Annotated in this window: 18 protein-coding genes; 12 read left to right on the top strand and 6 right to left on the bottom strand. The window is 53.9% G+C overall.

The annotated features are described in order from the left end of the window. Positions 1–144: 144 nt before the first annotated feature. The gene (locus tag AC0T7J_RS12485; RefSeq protein WP_473794554.1) at positions 145–582 is read right to left on the bottom strand and encodes a DUF2628 domain-containing protein; all 438 of its coding nucleotides are present in this window, start codon (positions 580–582) and stop codon (positions 145–147) included. Positions 583–982: 400 nt separating this feature from the next. On the opposite strand from AC0T7J_RS12485, the gene AC0T7J_RS12480 reads away from it, so the two are divergent. Both AC0T7J_RS12480 and AC0T7J_RS12475 read left to right on the top strand, forming a co-directional pair. Next, positions 983–1,324, top strand: a complete 342-nt coding sequence (locus tag AC0T7J_RS12480; protein ID WP_473794552.1) for a hypothetical protein — start codon at positions 983–985, stop codon at positions 1,322–1,324. Positions 1,325–1,395: 71 nt separating this feature from the next. Further along, positions 1,396–1,953 (top strand): hypothetical protein, encoded by a 558-nt coding sequence (locus AC0T7J_RS12475; RefSeq protein WP_473794550.1) that lies wholly within the window; start codon positions 1,396–1,398, stop codon positions 1,951–1,953. A gap of 256 nt (positions 1,954–2,209) precedes the next feature. Here AC0T7J_RS12475 and AC0T7J_RS12470 read toward each other — a convergent pair whose 3' ends face one another. Then, a complete protein-coding gene (locus AC0T7J_RS12470; protein ID WP_064703812.1) occupies positions 2,210–3,328 on the bottom strand; it encodes an ABC transporter ATP-binding protein in 1,119 nt (372 codons plus the stop codon). Between the two features lie 325 nt (positions 3,329–3,653). On the opposite strand from AC0T7J_RS12470, the gene AC0T7J_RS12465 reads away from it, so the two are divergent. The 6 genes from AC0T7J_RS12465 to AC0T7J_RS12440 all read left to right on the top strand — a co-directional run bounded on the left by AC0T7J_RS12465 (position 3,654) and on the right by AC0T7J_RS12440 (position 11,288). Next, positions 3,654–4,874: an extracellular solute-binding protein gene (locus AC0T7J_RS12465; RefSeq protein ID WP_473794547.1), complete on the top strand. Its 1,221-nt coding sequence runs from the start codon at positions 3,654–3,656 to the stop codon at positions 4,872–4,874. A 41-nt stretch (positions 4,875–4,915) separates the two neighbouring features. After that, complete coding sequence (locus AC0T7J_RS12460; protein WP_473794544.1) at positions 4,916–6,223, top strand: carbohydrate ABC transporter permease; 1,308 nt, start codon at positions 4,916–4,918, stop codon at positions 6,221–6,223. Positions 6,224–6,233: 10 nt separating this feature from the next. Beyond that, complete coding sequence (locus AC0T7J_RS12455) at positions 6,234–7,085, top strand: sugar ABC transporter permease (RefSeq protein WP_033786803.1); 852 nt, start codon at positions 6,234–6,236, stop codon at positions 7,083–7,085. Between the two features lie 3 nt (positions 7,086–7,088). Then, the gene (locus tag AC0T7J_RS12450; RefSeq protein ID WP_473794542.1) at positions 7,089–8,282 is read left to right on the top strand and encodes a glycoside hydrolase family 53 protein; all 1,194 of its coding nucleotides are present in this window, start codon (positions 7,089–7,091) and stop codon (positions 8,280–8,282) included. A gap of 41 nt (positions 8,283–8,323) precedes the next feature. Continuing rightward, positions 8,324–10,399, top strand: coding sequence for a beta-galactosidase (locus tag AC0T7J_RS12445; RefSeq protein ID WP_473794540.1), 2,076 nt, complete (start codon positions 8,324–8,326; stop codon positions 10,397–10,399). 565 nt (positions 10,400–10,964) lie between these two features. Beyond that, positions 10,965–11,288, top strand: coding sequence for a PTS sugar transporter subunit IIB (locus tag AC0T7J_RS12440; protein WP_010259145.1), 324 nt, complete (start codon positions 10,965–10,967; stop codon positions 11,286–11,288). Positions 11,289–11,371: 83 nt separating this feature from the next. Here AC0T7J_RS12440 and AC0T7J_RS12435 read toward each other — a convergent pair whose 3' ends face one another. Continuing rightward, on the bottom strand, positions 11,372–12,634 hold the full coding sequence (locus tag AC0T7J_RS12435; protein WP_473794537.1) for a maltoporin: 1,263 nt from the start codon (positions 12,632–12,634) through the stop codon (positions 11,372–11,374). Positions 12,635–12,899: 265 nt separating this feature from the next. Here AC0T7J_RS12435 and AC0T7J_RS12430 point away from each other — a divergent pair, with 265 nt between their 5' ends. Beyond that, positions 12,900–13,970: a LacI family DNA-binding transcriptional regulator gene (locus AC0T7J_RS12430; RefSeq protein ID WP_473794535.1), complete on the top strand. Its 1,071-nt coding sequence runs from the start codon at positions 12,900–12,902 to the stop codon at positions 13,968–13,970. A gap of 184 nt (positions 13,971–14,154) precedes the next feature. Next, a complete protein-coding gene (locus tag AC0T7J_RS12425; RefSeq protein ID WP_424998675.1) occupies positions 14,155–14,481 on the top strand; it encodes a hypothetical protein in 327 nt (108 codons plus the stop codon). A gap of 100 nt (positions 14,482–14,581) precedes the next feature. Here AC0T7J_RS12425 and AC0T7J_RS12420 read toward each other — a convergent pair whose 3' ends face one another. From AC0T7J_RS12420 to AC0T7J_RS12410, 3 genes are all read right to left on the bottom strand, one after another. Then, positions 14,582–15,355, bottom strand: coding sequence for a COG4705 family protein (locus AC0T7J_RS12420; protein WP_473794533.1), 774 nt, complete (start codon positions 15,353–15,355; stop codon positions 14,582–14,584). A 361-nt stretch (positions 15,356–15,716) separates the two neighbouring features. Further along, the gene (locus AC0T7J_RS12415) at positions 15,717–15,869 is read right to left on the bottom strand and encodes an SDR family NAD(P)-dependent oxidoreductase (RefSeq protein WP_473794531.1); all 153 of its coding nucleotides are present in this window, start codon (positions 15,867–15,869) and stop codon (positions 15,717–15,719) included. Positions 15,870–15,923: 54 nt separating this feature from the next. Further along, positions 15,924–16,271 (bottom strand): hypothetical protein, encoded by a 348-nt coding sequence (locus AC0T7J_RS12410; RefSeq protein ID WP_473794529.1) that lies wholly within the window; start codon positions 16,269–16,271, stop codon positions 15,924–15,926. 29 nt (positions 16,272–16,300) lie between these two features. On the opposite strand from AC0T7J_RS12410, the gene AC0T7J_RS12405 reads away from it, so the two are divergent. Then, positions 16,301–16,456 (top strand): nuclear transport factor 2 family protein, encoded by a 156-nt coding sequence (locus AC0T7J_RS12405; protein ID WP_473794608.1) that lies wholly within the window; start codon positions 16,301–16,303, stop codon positions 16,454–16,456. 546 nt (positions 16,457–17,002) lie between these two features. Continuing rightward, positions 17,003–18,250 carry a diguanylate cyclase domain-containing protein gene (locus AC0T7J_RS12400; protein WP_473794527.1) on the top strand — a complete coding sequence of 416 codons (1,248 nt, stop codon included), beginning with the start codon at positions 17,003–17,005 and terminating at the stop codon, positions 18,248–18,250. Positions 18,251–18,348 lie beyond the last annotated feature (98 nt).

Below are 18,348 nucleotides of genomic sequence, written 5' to 3'. Positions count from 1 at the left end.
GGTGGTTCTGCCGCAACAGCACTAATTTGAGTTAGTGTGCATCACTTATTTTTTCCGGTCCCCTGACTGAGGGCTAACCCACCCATCTGTCTGCACGCGGTACACCCTATTTCTATATTTTACCATCAGAGCGGTGCGAAAAAATTACCACCGCATCCCTTTAAAGGGATTCCAGCCGTTATCGCCTTTTTTCTCTTTCAGGTAATAACTGTAATTGGTGCTCATGCCGTACAGGGCATTAAAGCCATAGCCCAGGCCCACCTGAAGATACCGTGGAAATTCCATGCCCGCTATCGCTAAGGCGATGATCAAAATAGTGTAAATCGCCACCATAATTAAAATCAGCATGATATTCTTCTTCCACAGGCCGAGTACGAACAGATAAATCGGGCCGAAAAGGAAGGCAATTAAATTCATGTTCACTTTTAATTTTTGCCTGAAAGGCAGTTGTTTCAATGCCTGTCTGAAGCCTGGTGTACTGGGAGCACCATGACGGTCGAAAAAATCAAAACGGGTCTGCCATTTCGCACTGTACTCTTTAGTTTCGTTAACTTTATTATTATTTTCAATAGGTTGATTCATGGTTACCTCAAAATCCTGCGCAGAAAACTACAGAGACCGACACTGTTTCAGACGGATGACAGCCGCATGAATGGTGCTCATCGACCGCCAGAACAGCACATACGAATTTTAAAACATTGAAGCCACGTTAATTCGCACAAAAATAATAGCGGTACGGTACAAATAGCCACGCAGCACCCTAAGTGCGCTATTAGCTGCACGGGTGCCAGACTCAGGTTAAACAGCAGTATTTGAAAATAAACCCATCAGAATCAGTAATGTGAAAATTGCACAGGCCGGACATCTCCTGTGCTGGATGTAATTGATATTAGCACCAAAGAAAATATCGCCACAATGATAAAAATATGTTAATTTTCAAAAAAAATATTCCTCGTTCCTCACACCCTGGAAGGACATAAAGATGATCGCATGGAGCGGAGTGGGTTTTTTCGTCGCAGTATTAATTTCTGCCGCCTACCTCCTGTGTAAATGGCTGTTAGATATTTATTACTACGACGGTTTCTTTGTCGCACATTTATGGGCGACAGGCGCTACGCTGATAATTTCTGCCCTTTTTTGCGCGGCCTTTGTCTGGGTGCTCCGGCAGGAAAAATGGCTGGACTCCCTTGCCCAGGCAACGAAAAGCCAGCCAATGATGGCCCCCGAAAAAACCCACAACTTCTTTTTTATTCCTGTTCTCTACTGGCCGATTATTCTGTTTCTGCTCGGCTCAGGGATCTGTATTTACGACCTGACCCGATAACACCTCTGCCTCGCTGACACCTGATGTGGTGACAGCGAAATGGAAATATTCACTACACGAAGGAGTTCACGGTGAAATTACGTCAATCATTAAACATTATGGGTACCCTCTGCCTGACCGCTGCTCTTGGCAGCACCCCGATGATCGCATCAGCAGCCGAAGCAAAAACAGCACAGGCTGCAAACACGCAGACTCAGACGATCTCTTTGCTGGATGGCAAACAGACGTTCAAACTGCAGGGCTATGAAAAGCAGCCTGTTCCGGGCGGTGGCGCGGGAACCATGTATGTGAACAAGCCGGAAAAACGCGTGTTGATCATTGGCGAAGAAGAGATCCCTGCGGTTGCCCGCGGTGCCAGTGACGCTGATTTCCTCAACGGCATGAAGTCAATCAAAGACAAGCAGAAGCAGGCTTCACCGTCTTATAAGGTGATCAGTGAGAAAACTGAAAATGCCAATGGTCTGCCGGTCTACCATATCGAAGCCACTGACAAGATGGGGGGGAATGATGTGCAGCAGGCCACGCTGCTGGCGGTCGCCAACAAGAAATTCACCGTTATTCAGGTGGTTTCAAACCACAAAGACAAGGCTGGCCACCTGAAAGCAGTAAACAATATCCTCGGTAAGTAAGGCCTCAGTCGATAAGCCCGGTTAGCTGATCGACACGGATAAGGGGTTGCCGGTGGGGTTCATGAGTTTATTCAGAACACACCTGCAATGCCTTGTCTGAACAATGTTCAGGCTTAAGCTCAGGCTGACGCTTCTGCGCGTCATCACGGCTTGCCCGCAAACCCCTTTCCCGACCTCTTTATTCAGGCGTTATGCCAGGCCTGATCACAGAAAAGGCCGTCTCCGGCCTCTCTTTAACGCCCTGCAAACATCTACTTCAGGCTGCGCGAACCTGCGGCATCGCGATATCCGCGCTGATACGCGCACCTTCAGCATCAAATACCATGCAGTGGTGCGGATGGAAGGTGGGGCGCAGCGTCTGATAAGGACGGAAATGCACATCGCCGGGCAGCAGCATCTTGAAGCCGTCGTGCCCGTGGCTCTGACCAAACAGATAGGTGTTGTTGCCAAGTCGCTCGACTACTTCGCAGTGGAAATTGATATTCAGTGGCGCATCGCCGTTGATCTGCAACTGCTCCGGCCGGATACCCAGCGTGATCTCATCACCAGGCTGCAGCTGGCGGATGGGCGAGGGGAGCTGCAGCCGATGCTCGCCGTCATTGATCAGGGCGACCAGGCCTGCAGGGCCACACTGCTCCACGCGCGCAGGCAGGAAGTTCATCTTTGGTGAACCGATAAAACCGGCGACAAAGCGGTTAATCGGGTTGTAATAGAGCTCCATCGGTGAACCCACCTGTTCAACCTTGCCGTAGTTCATCACCACAATCTTATCGGCCAGCGTCATCGCTTCTGTCTGATCGTGCGTCACATAGACCATGGTGGTTTTCAGCTCCTGATGCAGCTTAGCAATATGCAGTCGCATATCGACACGCAGCTCCGCATCCAGGTTCGATAAGGGCTCATCAAACATAAACACACGGGGATTGCGCACAATCGCCCGGCCAATCGCCACGCGCTGACGCTGTCCGCCGGAAAGCTGCTTTGGTTTACGATCCAGCAGATGCGCAAGCTGTAGCGTCTTCGCCACCATCTCCACCTGATGCTGAATCTGCGCTTTCGGCAGGCCATTCACCTTCAGTCCGTAACCGATATTTTCTGCCACCGTCATATGCGGGTAAAGCGCATAAGACTGAAACACCATTGCCACGCCGCGGTGCGAGGGTGCGACATCATTCATGACCTCATCACCAATCAAAATCTCACCGTCACTGATCTCTTCCAGCCCGGCGATCAGCCGCAGCAGTGTGGATTTACCGCAGCCTGACGGACCGACGAAGACCGCAAACTCACCGGCCTCAATATCAAGCGCAATATTTTTCAGCGTTTCTGTTTTACCAAAGCGTTTGGTGACGTTTCTCAATCTGATGCTGGACATGCTGATCCTCATGGCAAGGGATTTGGCGGCTAAAATGTACGAAGTATAACAGTTTGTCTTTTTACACGTCAGCCCTGATGGTGCCTGCGCTGACTATATCGTTCCGCCAGAGTGCGCCCTACCGCTGATTTTGATTTCTGTAATAGCGATCACACATTGATGCGAACGGGCTGGAGCGCGGCACGCATTCCGCGTAGCGTATGGCTCAAATGCGATACGTTATTCACTCTTCACATGCGCAATAAATCCTTATTCGGCTTGTGTCTGAAAAAAGAACATCAGCAAATGACAGCTAAAAATGTAATACCTTCACATGAGGTCAGTAATGAAAATCAAAATCAGCGTTACGCTACTCCTGTCAGCATTGATGCTTCATCAATCCGCCTGGGCCGCTCAGCAACTTACCGTCTGGGAAGACATTAAAAAATCAGACGGCATCAAAACGGCGATCGCCGATTTTCAAAAACAGTTCGGTGTTGAAGTAAAAGTTCAGGAGATGCCGTTTGCACAGCAGATTGAGAAACTGCGTCTGGATGGCCCGGCGGGTATTGGCCCGGATGTCCTGGTGATCCCCAATGACCAGCTCGGCAGCGCGGTCGTACAGGGATTACTGGCACCGATGAAAATTGATGCGGCAGAGCAGAGCGCCTTCACCCCTTCGGCAATGGCAGCGTTCACGCAGAACAACATAGTCTACGGCGTACCCAAAGCGGTGGAAACGCTGGTGCTGATTTACAACAAAGATCTGCTGCCATCGCCACTGAAAACGCTGGAGGAATACCGTGCCTTCTCACAGAAGCAGCGCGAGACGAAGCAGTATGGCCTGCTCGCTAAGTTTGACCAGATTTATTACAGCTGGGGCGTGATGGCTCCGATGGGATCTTACATCTTTGGCAAAGACGCCAAAGGCGCCATTAACACCCAGGATATCGGGCTGAATACCCCAGGCAGCGTGGAAGCGGTGACTTATCTAAAGCGCTTCTTCAGTGAAGGATTGCTGCCAGGCGGCATCATGGGCGACAACGGCCTCAACGCCATTGACTCGCTGTTTACCGAGAAGAAAGCGGCGGCGGTGATCAATGGGCCGTGGGCATTCCAGCCTTATCAGGCTGCCGGAATCAACTACGGCGTGGCACCGCTGCCGCTGTTGCCTAACGGTAAGCCGATGAGCTCTTTCCTGGGCGTGAAGGGCTACGTGGTCTCTACCTGGAGCAAAGATCAGGCGCTGGCACAGAAGTTCCTCACCTTCATCAATCAGCCGCAGTACGTGAAAGAGCGTTATCAGAAAACCCAGGAGATCCCACCGGTCACCGCGCTGATGAACGATCCGATTATCAAAGATGATGAAAAGGCCAACGCGGTCGCGGTGCAGGCGGCGCGTGCGTCAGCGATGCCAGGCGTGCCGGAAATGCAGGAAGTGTGGGGGCCAGCCAATGCTGCGCTGGAGCTGAGCGTCTCCGGCAAGCAGGAGCCTAAAGCGGCACTGGATAACGCAGTGAAGCAGATCACCATGCAGATTGAAGCGATGCAGGCCAGCAACCAGTAATGCAGGTTCGCGGGATAACCGTACAGGATAAGGATCAGGGTGTGGCTATATCTTCCGATGAAAATCTGGTGACGGCTAAGCGTCCGCGTCGTCATGCAACCACCGGTGCGCTGCTGGCACTGCTGCCTGGCTTCGGCCAGTTTTACCACCGCCAGTGGGCTAAAGGGCTCTGTTTTCTGATATTGCTCAGCAGCTTTACCGGCGTCTTCCACGATTTTCTGCGTGAGGGATTCTGGGGGCTTTATACGCTGGGCGAATCGGTGCCGCGTGATAACTCTATTTTCCTGCTGGCAGAGGGCATTATCAGCGTGCTGATTGCCGCTTTCGGCGTGGCGGTCTGGGGAGTGTCAATGCGCGACGCCTGGGTCAACGGGGTTAAGCGCGACAAGGGTCAGCAGATGAACAGCGTGCGTCAGCAGTATCAGTTACTGCTGCGCGATGGCTTCCCCTATCTGATGATTTCACCCGGCTTTATTCTGCTGGTGTTTGTGGTGGTGTTTCCGATTCTGTTCGGTTTCGCCATCGCCTTCACCAACTACAACCTCTATCACACGCCACCGGCGAAGCTGGTGGACTGGGTAGGGTTCAAAAACTTCATCAACATTTTTACCCTGTCGATCTGGCGCTCCACCTTCTTTGACGTGCTGCAGTGGACGGTGGTCTGGACGCTGCTCGCTACCACGCTGCAGTGCACCGTGGGCGTCATGCTGGCGATTCTGGTCAATCAGAAGGACCTGCGCTTTAAGCCGCTAATCCGCACCATCTTTATCCTGCCGTGGGCGGTGCCGGGCTTCGTCACCATTCTGGTGTTCGCCGGGATGTTCAACGACAGCTTTGGGGTGATCAACAACGCCATTCTCGATTTCTTTGGCATTGCACCCAAAGCCTGGATGACCGATCCGTTCTGGACCAAAACGGCGCTGATTATGATGCAGACCTGGCTCGGCTTCCCGTTTGTGTTTGCGATGACTACCGGCGTCCTGCAGGCGATCCCTGACGACCTCTATGAGGCGGCGATCATGGACGGTGCCAGCGCCTGGACGCGGCTGAAAACCATCACGCTGCCGCTGGTGCTCTACGCCATTGCGCCGATCATCATCACGCAATACACCTTCAACTTTAATAATTTCAACATCATCTATCTGTTTAACAACGGCGGTCCGGCGGTAGCGGGATCCAATGCCGGAGGAACCGATATCCTGGTGTCGTGGATCTACAAGCTCACCATGTCGTCGTCGCAATATGCGATCGCCGCCACCATCACCATTCTGCTGTCGATTTTCGTGGTAGGTCTGGCGCTGTGGCAGTTCCGCGCGACTCGGTCGTTTAAACAAGATGAGATGGCGTAGGGGAGCAGTTATGGCGAAGTCCGGCAGTATTAAACGCGAAAGGTGGATACGCCTGTCGCTGACCTGGCTGGTGGTGCTGGCCGTCTCGGCCATCATTATCTATCCGCTGGTCTGGACGGTAGGAGCATCACTGAATGCAGGCAACAGCCTGCTCAGCAGTTCGATCATTCCTGAGAATGCGTCGCTGCAACACTACCGCGACCTGTTCAATGGCACCGTGCCTTACCTGACGTGGTACTGGAACTCGATGAAGATCAGTTTCCTGACCATGGTGCTGACGTTGATCAGCGTCAGCTGTACCGCCTATGCCTTTTCCCGTTTTCGGTTTAAAGGACGGCAGAACGGACTGATGCTGTTTCTGTTGTTACAGATGATTCCGCAGTTTTCGGCGCTGATCGCAATTTTCGTGCTGTCGCAGCTGCTGGGGCTGATCAACAGCCATCTGGCGCTGGTGCTGATCTACGTTGGCGGGATGATCCCGATGAACACCTATCTGATGAAGGGATATCTCGACTCGATTCCCAAAGATCTGGATGAGTCGGCGCGCATGGACGGTGCAGGTAACTTTCGCATTTTTGTTGAGATCATCATGCCGCTGTCGAAGCCGATTCTGGCGGTAGTGGCGCTGTTCTCTTTCACCGGCCCGCTGGGCGATTTCATCCTCTCCAGCACCATTCTGCGAACGCCAGAGCAGTTCACGCTGCCGATTGGCCTCTATAACCTGGTGTCGCAAAAAATGGGTGCCAGCTACACCACCTATGCCGCCGGTGCCGTGCTGATCGCCGTGCCAGTGGCGGTATTCTATCTGGCCCTGCAGAAATACTTCGTTTCCGGCCTGGCCTCAGGCAGTACTAAAGGATAAATCATGACGCCAAAAACATTGATTCTCGCCCTGGCGCTGGCCTGGGCGACACCGCTGCTCGCCGCCGATCAGCCTGTCATCGGCTCTGCCGGGCCGTGGCCAGCCGATTTTATCAAAGGTGCGGATATCTCCTCGCTGGCTGAACTGGAGAAGCAGGGGGCGAAATTCTACAACGCCGATAACCAGCAGCAGGATGCTATCGCCATCCTGAAAGCCAGTGGCATCAACACCATCCGGCTGCGGCTGTGGGTTGATCCTAACGACGGCAGCGGTCAGTCCTACGGTGGCGGCGGCAACGATCTGGCGACCACGCTGGCGCTGGCGAAGCGCGTTAAAGCGGCGGACCTGAAGCTGCTGCTGGATATCCACTACAGTGATTTCTGGACTGACCCAGGCAAGCAGTTCAAGCCCAAAGCCTGGCAGTCGCTGTCTTTTCCGCAGCTGGAAACTCAGGTTCATGACTACACCCGCGACACTATCGCCCGTTTCAAAGCAGAAGGCGTGATGCCGGATATCGTGCAGATTGGCAATGAGCTTAACGGGGGCATGCTCTGGCCGGAAGGCAAAAGCTGGGGCCAGAACGGCGGTGAGTTTGATCGGCTGGCGGGTCTGCTTAAAGCCGGGATCAGCGGGGTGCGTGAGAACCTCAGCGACCCGCATCAGGTGAAGATTATGCTGCACCTGGCTGAGGGCACAAAGAACGACATGTTCCGCTGGTGGTTTGACGAGATCGTAAAGCGTGATGTGCCATTCGATGTGATTGGCCTGTCGATGTACACCTACTGGAACGGCCCTATCAGCGCCCTGAAAGCCAACATGGATGATATCTCCCGGCGCTATGACAAAGATGTGATGGTGGTGGAAGCAGCCTATGGCTACACGCTGGAAAACTGCGATAGCGCGGAGAACAGTTTCCAGGCAAAAGAGGAGCAGGCGGGCGGCTATCCTGGCAGCGTAGCAGGCCAGGCGGCCTATCTGCATGACCTGATTAAAGCGGTGCTGGCAGTGCCAGACCATCGCGGCAAAGGCGTCGTCTACTGGGAACCGGCGTGGATCCCTGCACCCGGCAATACCTGGGCGACACCCGCTGGCATGAAATATATCCACGACGAATGGAAACAGGGTAACGCCCGCGAAAACCAGGCGCTGTTTGACTGTCACGGCAAGGCGCTGCCTTCGCTGCAGGTTTTTCATTAACCATTAGCGCAAATGCTGATGTCTACCTCTGAGGAACAGGTATGAATAAATTTCCCCCGCTCAGCGCCCGGGTTAACCGGCTGCTGCATGGTGCTGACTACAATCCGGAACAGTGGGCGCACCAGCCGGGCATTATTGATGACGACGTCATGATGATGAAGCAGGCGAACTGTAACGTTATGTCGGTGGGTATTTTCAGCTGGGCGAAGCTGGAGCCGGAAGAGGGGCGCTATGAATTTGGCTGGCTGGATGAGGTGATTGATACGCTCTGGCTGCAGGGGATTTCTGTGTTTCTTGCTACACCGAGCGGGGCCAGGCCAGCCTGGATGTCGCAGGCTTACCCTGAGGTGCTGCGTGTGGGGCGCGATCGCGTGCCGGCCCTGCATGGTGGCCGTCATAACCACTGCATGACCTCGCCGGTGTATCGCCAGAAAGTGCAGGCGATGAACAGCCGGCTGGCGGCGCGCTACGCGCATCATCCGGCGGTGCTCGGCTGGCATATTTCCAATGAGTATGGCGGAGAATGTCATTGTGATCGCTGTCAGCAGGCGTTTCGCGGCTGGTTGCAGCGCCGTTATGAGACGCTTGAGAACCTGAATCTCGCCTGGTGGAGTGATTTCTGGAGCCATACCTACAGCGACTGGTCACAGATTGTGTCGCCAGCGCCACAGGGTGAGATGTCAATTCACGGTCTGAATCTGGACTGGCGGCGGTTTATGACCGATCAGGTGACGGATTTCTGTCGTGAGGAGATTAAGCCGCTGAAGCAGGCCAATCCCGATCTGCCTGCGACCACCAATTTTATGGAATATTTCTACGACTACGATTACTGGAAGCTGGCACCGGCGCTCGATTTTATCTCCTGGGATAGCTACCCGATGTGGCATAACGAGAGGGATGAGACCACGCTCGCCTGTTATACCGCGATGTACCACGATTTGATGCGCACCCTGAAGCAGGGCAAGCCTTTCGTGTTGATGGAGTCGACGCCGGGCGCCACCAACTGGCAGCCGACCAGCAAGCTGAAGAAGCCGGGGATGCATATTCTGTCGTCATTGCAGGCGGTGGCGCACGGTGCTGACGCGGTGCAATATTTTCAGTGGCGCAAGAGTCGCGGCTCGGTCGAGAAGTTTCATGGCGCGGTGGTGGATCATGTCGGTCATATTGATACGCGCACCGGTCGTGAGGTTAGTGAGCTGGGCCGGATGCTCGCCGCGATGACGCCGGTGATGGGCAGTCGGGTCGAGGCGCGGGTGGCGATTATTTTCGACTGGGAGAGTCGCTGGGCGATGGATAACGCGCAGGGGCCGCGCAATCTCGGATTACATTATGAACGTACAGTGAACGAGCACTATCGTGCTTTCTGGGAGCAGGGCGTTGCGGTGGATGTAATTAACGGCGACTGCGATCTCAGTGGTTACGATCTGGTGATTGCGCCGATGCTGTATATGGTGCGGGACGGTTTTACGGCACGGGTGGCGCAGCATCTTGAGCGGGGCGGGCACTTCGTTGCCAGTTACTGGAGCGGTATCGTGAATGAGAGCGATCTGTGTTATCCCGGCGGATTCCCGGGGCCGTTGCGGCCATTGCTCGGTATCTGGTCAGAAGAGATCGATAGTCTGACTGATGAGGAGTTCAATGGCGTGCGCGGGGTGCGCGGCAATGAGCTGGGCCTGAGCGGGCCTTATCAGGCGCGAGAGCTTTGCGAGCATATTCATCTGGAAGGGGCCACGGCGCTGGCCAGTTATGAGAGCGACTTTTATGCCGGTACCCCGGCGGTGACGGTGAATTGCGTGGGGCAGGGCAAAGCCTGGTATATCGCGTCGCGTAATGATCTGTCGTTCCATCGGGATTTTTATGGCGCGCTGATTAAGCAGCTGGCGTTGCCGCGCGCGCTGGCGATGGATCTGCCACCGGGCGTGGTCGTTCAGCGGCGTACAGATGGCGAACAGGCGTTTCTTTTTGTGCAGAATTTTACCGGCCAGGTGCAGCAGCTGTCGTTGCCTGCTGGGCTCAGCGATTTGATCGATGGCTCGGTTGTGGGGGGATCGCTGGTGCTGGCACCGTGGGGATGTCGCGTTCTGAGTGTGTCGCTAACTGAAGGCGCAAGCCTTTAAAGTTAGTTGAATGCCGTTTGCTGGCATGGAGCAGGTCAGGTGGACGTTGCTGGTAGTCTGAGCACTGGCTCAGGGGGCATATGCCCCCATCGCTTTGAGTCTGGGCACTGTCTGTGGCGGCAGGTCGCGGGAACAGTTGATTTCGAGCTGGTTTGGTTAGGTTTGCTGGCAGTCTGAGAAGACGCTCAGGGGGCCAGTACCTTCCGCAAAGACGCAAAAGATGGCATCCCTGCCCGCTCAACACGGCCAATTACGCACCTCATCCCTGAGGTGCGCCCGTTCCCGGGCCAACGCGTTGCGTTGTTCAAAAACGCTCCCGGCGTTTTTGTCCGTGGCCCGTGATGCTTTGCTCCAGGCATATGCCCCCATCGCTTTGAGTCTGGGCGTTGTTTGTGGAAAGTTCTGCCGTGGCTTTAATTGCGGACTTTGTGGCGGGGGAATAGGGTTTAAGGGCAGGAAGAGTGTATTTTCTGTGAGTGCCCTGAAGCCAGTCCCCCTCGTTTTCGTTTATCAGTCGTGAGTGGCGGGCATCAGCCCGCCTTTTTATTATCTGGAGGAGAACAACATGGTGAGTCTGAAATCGTTTAAGCAATATTTCAGTCGGCAGCCGCTGACGGCGGAAGAGGTTGAGATAGACAGTGCGCTGCTGGAGCGTCTTGTAGAGTGCTTCGGCGGGCGTGAAAACATTCAGCAGGTGGACGCCTGTTTAACCCGGCTGCGGGTGAAAGTGACATCGCTGAGGGCGGTGGATACGGCAGGATTACAGAAGGCGGGGGCGATTGGCGTGGTAATTCTGGGGCAGGAAGTTCATGCCATCTTTGGTACGCAGTCCGACCAGCTGCGTCAGTTGCTGGAAGCCCGATTCTTTAAGCCGCTTCAGCCGGAGTAAAAAAAATGGATAACCGTCGCCGGTTATCCAAATAAGCCCCTGCATAAGAGCTTAACAATGATCACAATGAGGAGACTGCTCGGTTACCACCAGGCTTCGACCTGTACGCCGAAGTTCCAGGTGTTGTTACTGGTGTTGTCCTGAAAACTGTGTCCGTCTTCTGAGTCATTCAGATAAGAGGCAAACAGACGCAGTTCCGGGCGTGACATAAATTCGGGACCGGCTGCGAGACCCAGCGCCAGCGTATATTTCTGACCCGCCTGTTTGTAGTCGCTGCCCACTTTGTTCTCATCTTTCTGCCAGAAACTACCCACTTCGCCGATGCCGCGGACATATTGCGTGAACTGATACTGACCACGTCCCACCAGCGACAGTAGGGTGCTTTTGCTGGTCTGCGCGGTGACGTCATCCGCTGAACCCCAGGTAAAGACCTGATTCAGGGAGAACTTGTCGGTGATCGGCAACAGGCCGGTATTAATTACGCGGTAGCCGGTGGCATTGCGGGTATCGTTCCACATGTCATACCAGCCGCCGCCCTGTGAAATCATGTTTTGTGCCAGGCCTTTGTTAGCGTACTGGAATACCAGTTTCTGATAGCCGCCCCACATATCCTGACTGATTTCACTGGTGAGCATAACGCCGTTTTCCGCATCATACAGGCCACCATACTCTTCCTGCTTTTTGGTCGTGTTCGGCATGGCGTAATCAATACCAAACTCGGTCCAGGCTCCGCTCCACGGTTTCCAGCCAGCATACCGAAGATCCAGGTAGTTAATGTTGACGTCGTTATCGCCATCGACCCGGTAATCGACGTCATTGGCATCGCCACGGATCCAGGCAAAGGAGATCGCGCCCGGGCCCAGAGTGTAATTTTCGATACCCGCGCCGGAGCCGGAGATATTCCAGTATTTGGTATCAATGATGTGTAAATCGTGACGCTGGTAGTAACGTTTACCGCCCCAGATCACCGCATTCTTGTCACCCGGCACCAGTCCTTTGATCTGCAGATTGAGCTGACGCAAGCCAAACTGCGCATCGTCACCCAAGGTGGTTTCGTTATCGTTAGAACCGTCGGAGAACATACTGACCATGGTGTCGACGTAAAAACTGACGTCATCCTTTTTGTAGACTTCGCTGCCCAGCTCAACCTCGCCGTAGGTGTCAGCTTCGTTGCCGAGACGGCCAATCTTGTTCTTTTGATACTCTTCAATACCGCCATCCTGCGATACGCCAACGCCACCACGCAGATAGCCATGGAAATCAATGTTGTCGATAGCAGCATAGAGCGTCGGGGAGGTCAGGGCCGCAGCGAGCGCCACAGCAGCAGTACATAACCTTGTTTCCATGTTATCCTCAATTTTATTTGTAATACGTTCACATGACAGCGGCAGTTAACGCTTTTTGTCAGATGGGTGACAAACAAAATCGCGATAATGTGTGATACAGTGCAAATAAAGTGGCGGTATTTGTAACGATTAGTGAATCAGATCACCAAATCTCGTGATGTGAAGGTATGACTTTTACTTTTTATTTGCGCAATGTGACTGCGGTAACCTGGCTTATTCGGCTGCTGTGATACCATTCCGCCATCGGTAATCAGGGATGCGAATTATGAAATCAAAAAATGCCACCTTAGAGGATGTCGCCCGCCATGCTGGCGTCTCTTATCAGACGGTTTCGCGGGTTTTGAATAAGTCGGCAAACGTCTCAGAATCAACGCGGCGCAAGGTGGAGCACTCTATTGAGACACTGCGCTACGTGCCAAACAGACTTGCGCAACAGTTGGTAGGTAAGCAGAGCACCACGCTGGGTCTGGTGACCACATCGCTGGCGTTGCATGCTCCCTCGCAGGTGGCTGCTGCGGTTAAACGATATGCCAATGCTGCTGACTATCAGGTGCTGATCGCCATGATTGATGAGAACGTCAATCAAAGTCTGCAGAATTGTATCAATGAGCTGAAGTCGCAGCGCGTGGATAAGGTGATTATCAACGTCCCGCTGGAGAGCAGTGATGCGGAGCAGATCGTGCAGGAGAACGACGATATCCTGTGCCTGTTTCTTGATGTTGATCCCTACAGCGCGGTGTTTAACGTTTCGTTTAACCCGGCTGACGGCACCCGTGCCAGTGTCAAATATCTCTATGAGCAGGGGCATCGGGAATTTGCTCTGCTGGCCGGGCCAGAGGCGTCCGTGTCTGCCAATCTGCGGTTAAAGAGCTGGCTGGATACGCTGGAGAGCTATCGTCTGAAGCCGGTCAGCGTCAGCCACGGTAACTGGGATGCGCAAAGTGGTTACAATGGCGTGCTGCAACTGCTGCGTGAAGCGCCGGAGTTCAGCGCGCTGCTGGTGGGAAATGATCAGATGGCGCTGGGTGTGCTGAGCGCGCTGCATCAGCGCGGGGTAGCGGTGCCGGGGCAGATTTCGGTGATAGGCTATGATGACACCTATGAAAGTGCCTTCTTCCATCCGGCCCTGACCACGGTGTCGCTGGATCTTGATTTACAGGGCAAAGAGGCGGTCGCGCGTCTGTTGTTAGCCAGTGAGCAGGATGAGCAGCGTTCCTCTTCTATCCTTCCGGCAAAACTGGTGGTGCGCAGCTCGACGGGTATCGCCGGTCAGCAGCAGCGGGATTTGAAGCAGATTGCTGAGCAGCTGCGGCTGCTCGCCAGTCGTCTTGAGTAGCAGGGAAACGGAAGAAGATAAAAAAGCATAAGAACGCACCGCTGCTATGCTCAGATCAGGATAACGCTTCTGCATGTCGGAAAAATTATCCGATCACTAAATCGGTCAGTGAACGGCCATTCTGCTTCGCGGTAATGCAGCCGACACGTTCAGCCCGGTTTCTCTACTTTCAGGGAGTGACATTATGTTGTGGCTTGAACAGGGACTTTATCTCAGGATCGAAGAGTTAGCGCATGGCCCAAGGCCACTGCCGCTTTCCAGCGGTTTTACTCCACAGACGGCTTATCGCGCGCTGGGCTGTTTTAACCCCTCTGAAACGTCAGATGCTTACTACATTCTTTCAAATGACCGCGATGAAATATGGTTCATCTGTAACCGTCATCTCAGAACCGTTTTTCTTGATGCCAGCAACACTGCGTTTCGGGTGAAGATGTTTGAGCCACCGGAAAGTCTCCCGGTACTCTCTGCTGCACCCGATAGTCAAATCGTCTCCTTTGAGCGATCTGTCTGATGTAGCCTGTTACCCATCAGATAATAAAAAAGCCGCCATTGCGGGCGGCCCTGATGACGGTTAAGTCGATGCGTTATCTGTAAATCTGCCTGTAATGTTTTTAACTCGCCGTGGCGGTCTTCATTGCCGGACGCTGGGGCAGTATCACCAGAAGAGCGATGATGATTAGCGCCAGCGTCAGTGAGGCACCGTAGCGGCTTAGCGCGAGTCCGCCTGAGGCAAGGGGTTTGTCCAGAAAGTCGCCGACCACGGCACCCAGTGGTCGGGTCAGGATGAAAGCCGCCCAGAAGAGCCCCGTACGCGAAAGTGATGTAAAGCGACTCGCCGCCCAGATGATTGCCAGCGCGCCAACAAACAGCAGGATCCCGCCATCGTAGCCCAGTCCTTCAGTGTCTGCCGTCCAGTCACCTAAGGCCGTGCCCAGGGTTTGTGAAAACATAATAGTGACCCAGTAAAAACTCTCTGTGACGCCGTTGCTCACTGAACTGACCGCGACTGTACCACAGGTGATTTTCCACAGGAAAAGCGAGAGGATAAGCAGGGTGCTCAGCAGCACGGTGCCGCCTAAATACCCTATGCCCAGTGAGCGATCGGCAAAATCTGCCATCGTCGTGCCGACGGTGGTTGTGGCCACCACCGTGAACCAGTAAATCCATTTGTTGAAACTGTGGCGATTTACCTGCACCACCACCGCGACCAGAAAGATGATGGCGAAAATCAATGTTCCGGTCAGGTAACCGAGATTCATCGACATGGTCACCGCATCGCCGCCGGTTTCACCCAGGGTAGTCGCAGCGATTTTGGTTAACCAGAAAGCCGCAGTAACGGCCGGAACTTTACTGAGAGAGTCAGAAGCTGTGTTGTTATTTTGCATAGGGTGATACTCCGGAAAAGCCCAGCATGGGCTAATACAGAGACGATGTTATAAGATTAATCTTAAGAAAAGGTTAAGCTAAAGAAAGCTATGACAGGAATTTCGATTACAGCATGTTACTCACTAAATCGGGGTTTAACCTATGATTTAATGTAATATTTGCTCTGTCGGAGTGCGATGTTTGGGCTGTTTTTCCACTCTTCCCAGGCAACATCACTCCAGCTTGAAAAAGCATCAGGCCCGCATTGTTAATCAGTATGTCTGCCGAGCCGAAAGTGTCACTGGCGAACTTCACCAGCGCCTAAGTATCTTCCAGACGCGTAACATCGGTTACCCGGCCGACAGCGCGTTCCCCTTCAGCTTATATCTGGCGTACCAGTGTATCGGGACCGTTCGGGTCCAGTGCTGCCGCCACAATATTCACGCCATGACGCGCAAGTTCCCGCACGGTAGCCGCGCCAACCCCGGAGGATGCACCCGTAATAATGGCTGTTTTCTGTTGCAGGTAATTCATTTTTAATTCTCTTTCTGGTGAAAGGGGCGGGAAGTCACCCGCCATAAACCGTTATCAATAGCTGGCTTCCGGCCAGTCGGTATAACCCTCTGCACCACCGCCGTAATCGGCTTCTTTCGGCGCGATGGTCAGCGCAGTAACGTAACGCAGGCGCTTAACCAGATCCGGGTTGGAAATAAACAGGCGTCCAAAGGCAACCGCATCAATAATTCCGGCGTTGCGGCGGCTGATGGCCATCTCAAGGTCATAGTTGTTATTACCAATAAACGGACCGTTGAACTGTGCGCTCAGCGTGTCCATGTCCACATCGGCAGGCACATCACGAGAGGTGGCCGTTGCGCCTTCAACAAAGTGCAGATAAGCCAGGCTGAACCGGTTAAGTTGCTGAATGAGACACCGCATTCTGTCCTTCACCCGAAGCAAAAGCGGCTATCGTGCGCGTAGACATCGTCGGGTCTGCCGCCATTGCCCGCATTGATACCGACGACATTTCTGGTTTCCGTTTCACTGATTTTTTTATCCTGCTGAAAGTGAACGATCGCTGGACCGTGGTCAGCAGGATCTATCACACACATACGGCAGACTGATCGCAGTCTGGTCAGTTGACCGTTGCAGCCTGCGTTTGCTGCGGGCTGCAAAAAGGGATTGAGACGACTAAAACAGTAAAGCGATTTTACGCCTGATGATCCGGTTGCTATTAATCAGCAGGCTACTGTCCTGAAGAAGGGTGTAGCGGTATGACCGGATACCTGAAAACGGCGGGATCCTCTGCCGGGCTGCAGGTCTGCTCAATGTCACATCACGCAGCAGCGCTGCGAAATAATCATACCCCAGCGCTTTTGGCAGAGGTGGCATCATTAAAGATTCTGGCCCGATCGGCCGATAAACACTGGCTCATACTTCTGACACTGAATCCCGGGTTCGCTCACTCTTGTGCGGGCAGGGCGGCACCTCAGTAGCTGCAGACGGACAAGCGCAGCGTCAGCCGCCGTCAATGGCGGATATTCTCGCAATGATGAACCTGTTCCCGGATCCTCCTTCAGCTACAGGCGGACATTAACGGTTATAATCAGGTCTGTAGCGACGAGTACTGAGCCTGTTTAATATCGCCAGCCACGTCGGAGTCGGCCGCCATGAAGACAATGATCAAACCCTCTTTTAGCGCTGTCTGGTCTACAGACGCCCAGGGTATCTGCGTCGCCAGTCAGGAAAGCCCTGCTGGTCTGATGCCTGAACTGAAGGGTGTGACGCTGAGTTCATGGCTGAGACTGGCCCAGGCTGACGACGATGCAAAGATCGCGCTGCAACTGACCGCAGCGCTGGAATTCCTGACGCCTTTTCATATTGAAGTGCCGATCAACTGTCTGGATGGTAAGACGCGTCGGGTTATTGTCTCTGGCCTGCCGGATCGCCAGCCTGGCACGTCCCGCCTGCAGTATAGCGGCTTCATTCTGGATGTGACCGGACAGCGTAAAGCGCTGGAAGATGCGCTGCGCACGGCGGCAGAATACCGTCTGTTAATTGAAAACAGCACCGATCTGATTGCCCATTGCGACGCGGATGGTCGGTACGTTTCTATCTCGCCCTCTTATAGCGAAATGATTGGCTGGACAGCCGAAGAGGTCGTCGGTCAGCTGGTGGTGGATTTCCTCCATCCCGATGACCGCGGCCCCGCCTCTGAAGCACTGGCCTGCATCTTCAATGGAGGCGTGCTGCCGGACGTCGTTGAGGTGCGCAAGCTGCATCGGGACGGCCATTACATTACGCTGGGCACCAAAGCCTGTGGCGTCATCAATCCCTCTACCGGCAAAAATATCGGTGCAGTTCTGGTCTCGCGCGACATTACGCGAGACAAAGAGAGGATGCGCAATCTGGAGAAGCTGGCAACGCTGGACACACTGACCGGGCTGCATAATCGTGCCTGGATCAACGACCAGGTCGGCCGCATGCTGGCGAAGGTGGATGATGAGGCCTATACGACGGTGATGTTTATCGATCTGAATGGCTTTAAGGCGGTGAATGATTTGATGGGCCATGCGACAGGGGATGCCTTGCTGCAGCAGGTCAGTGAGCGGCTGCAACGCTGTATGCGTCCAGGCGACTCACTGGCACGACTGGGCGGAGATGAATTTGTTGTGGCGGCAAAGTGCAGAAATCGCGAGACAGCCGCTGCCATTGCCCTGCGTATTATTGAAAGTCTGCACGCGCCATTCGCCATTGATAATATGGACGTGCGCATTGGCGCGGCTATCGGTATCAGCCTTGCCCGCTTCGGGACAGCATCGGCCAAAATATTATTCGAAAACGCGGACAAAGCGATGTACCAGGCCAAAGCCCGACGTGATGGGTCGTATCAGTTTTTTGAGTCAGAAGAGCCTTAGTCGATGCAAATGATTGCTGATATGACCTTCCGGATTTAATGGTAATGGATCTTACGTTTAACGCTTTGCCGCCTGTTCCCGCAAGGACACCTTTCCTG

It is taken from the genome of Pantoea sp. E956-1, assembly GCF_982223955.1.
The sequence above is the reverse complement of the archived record's forward strand: the minus strand, read 5'-3'. Positions and strand labels throughout refer to the sequence as shown.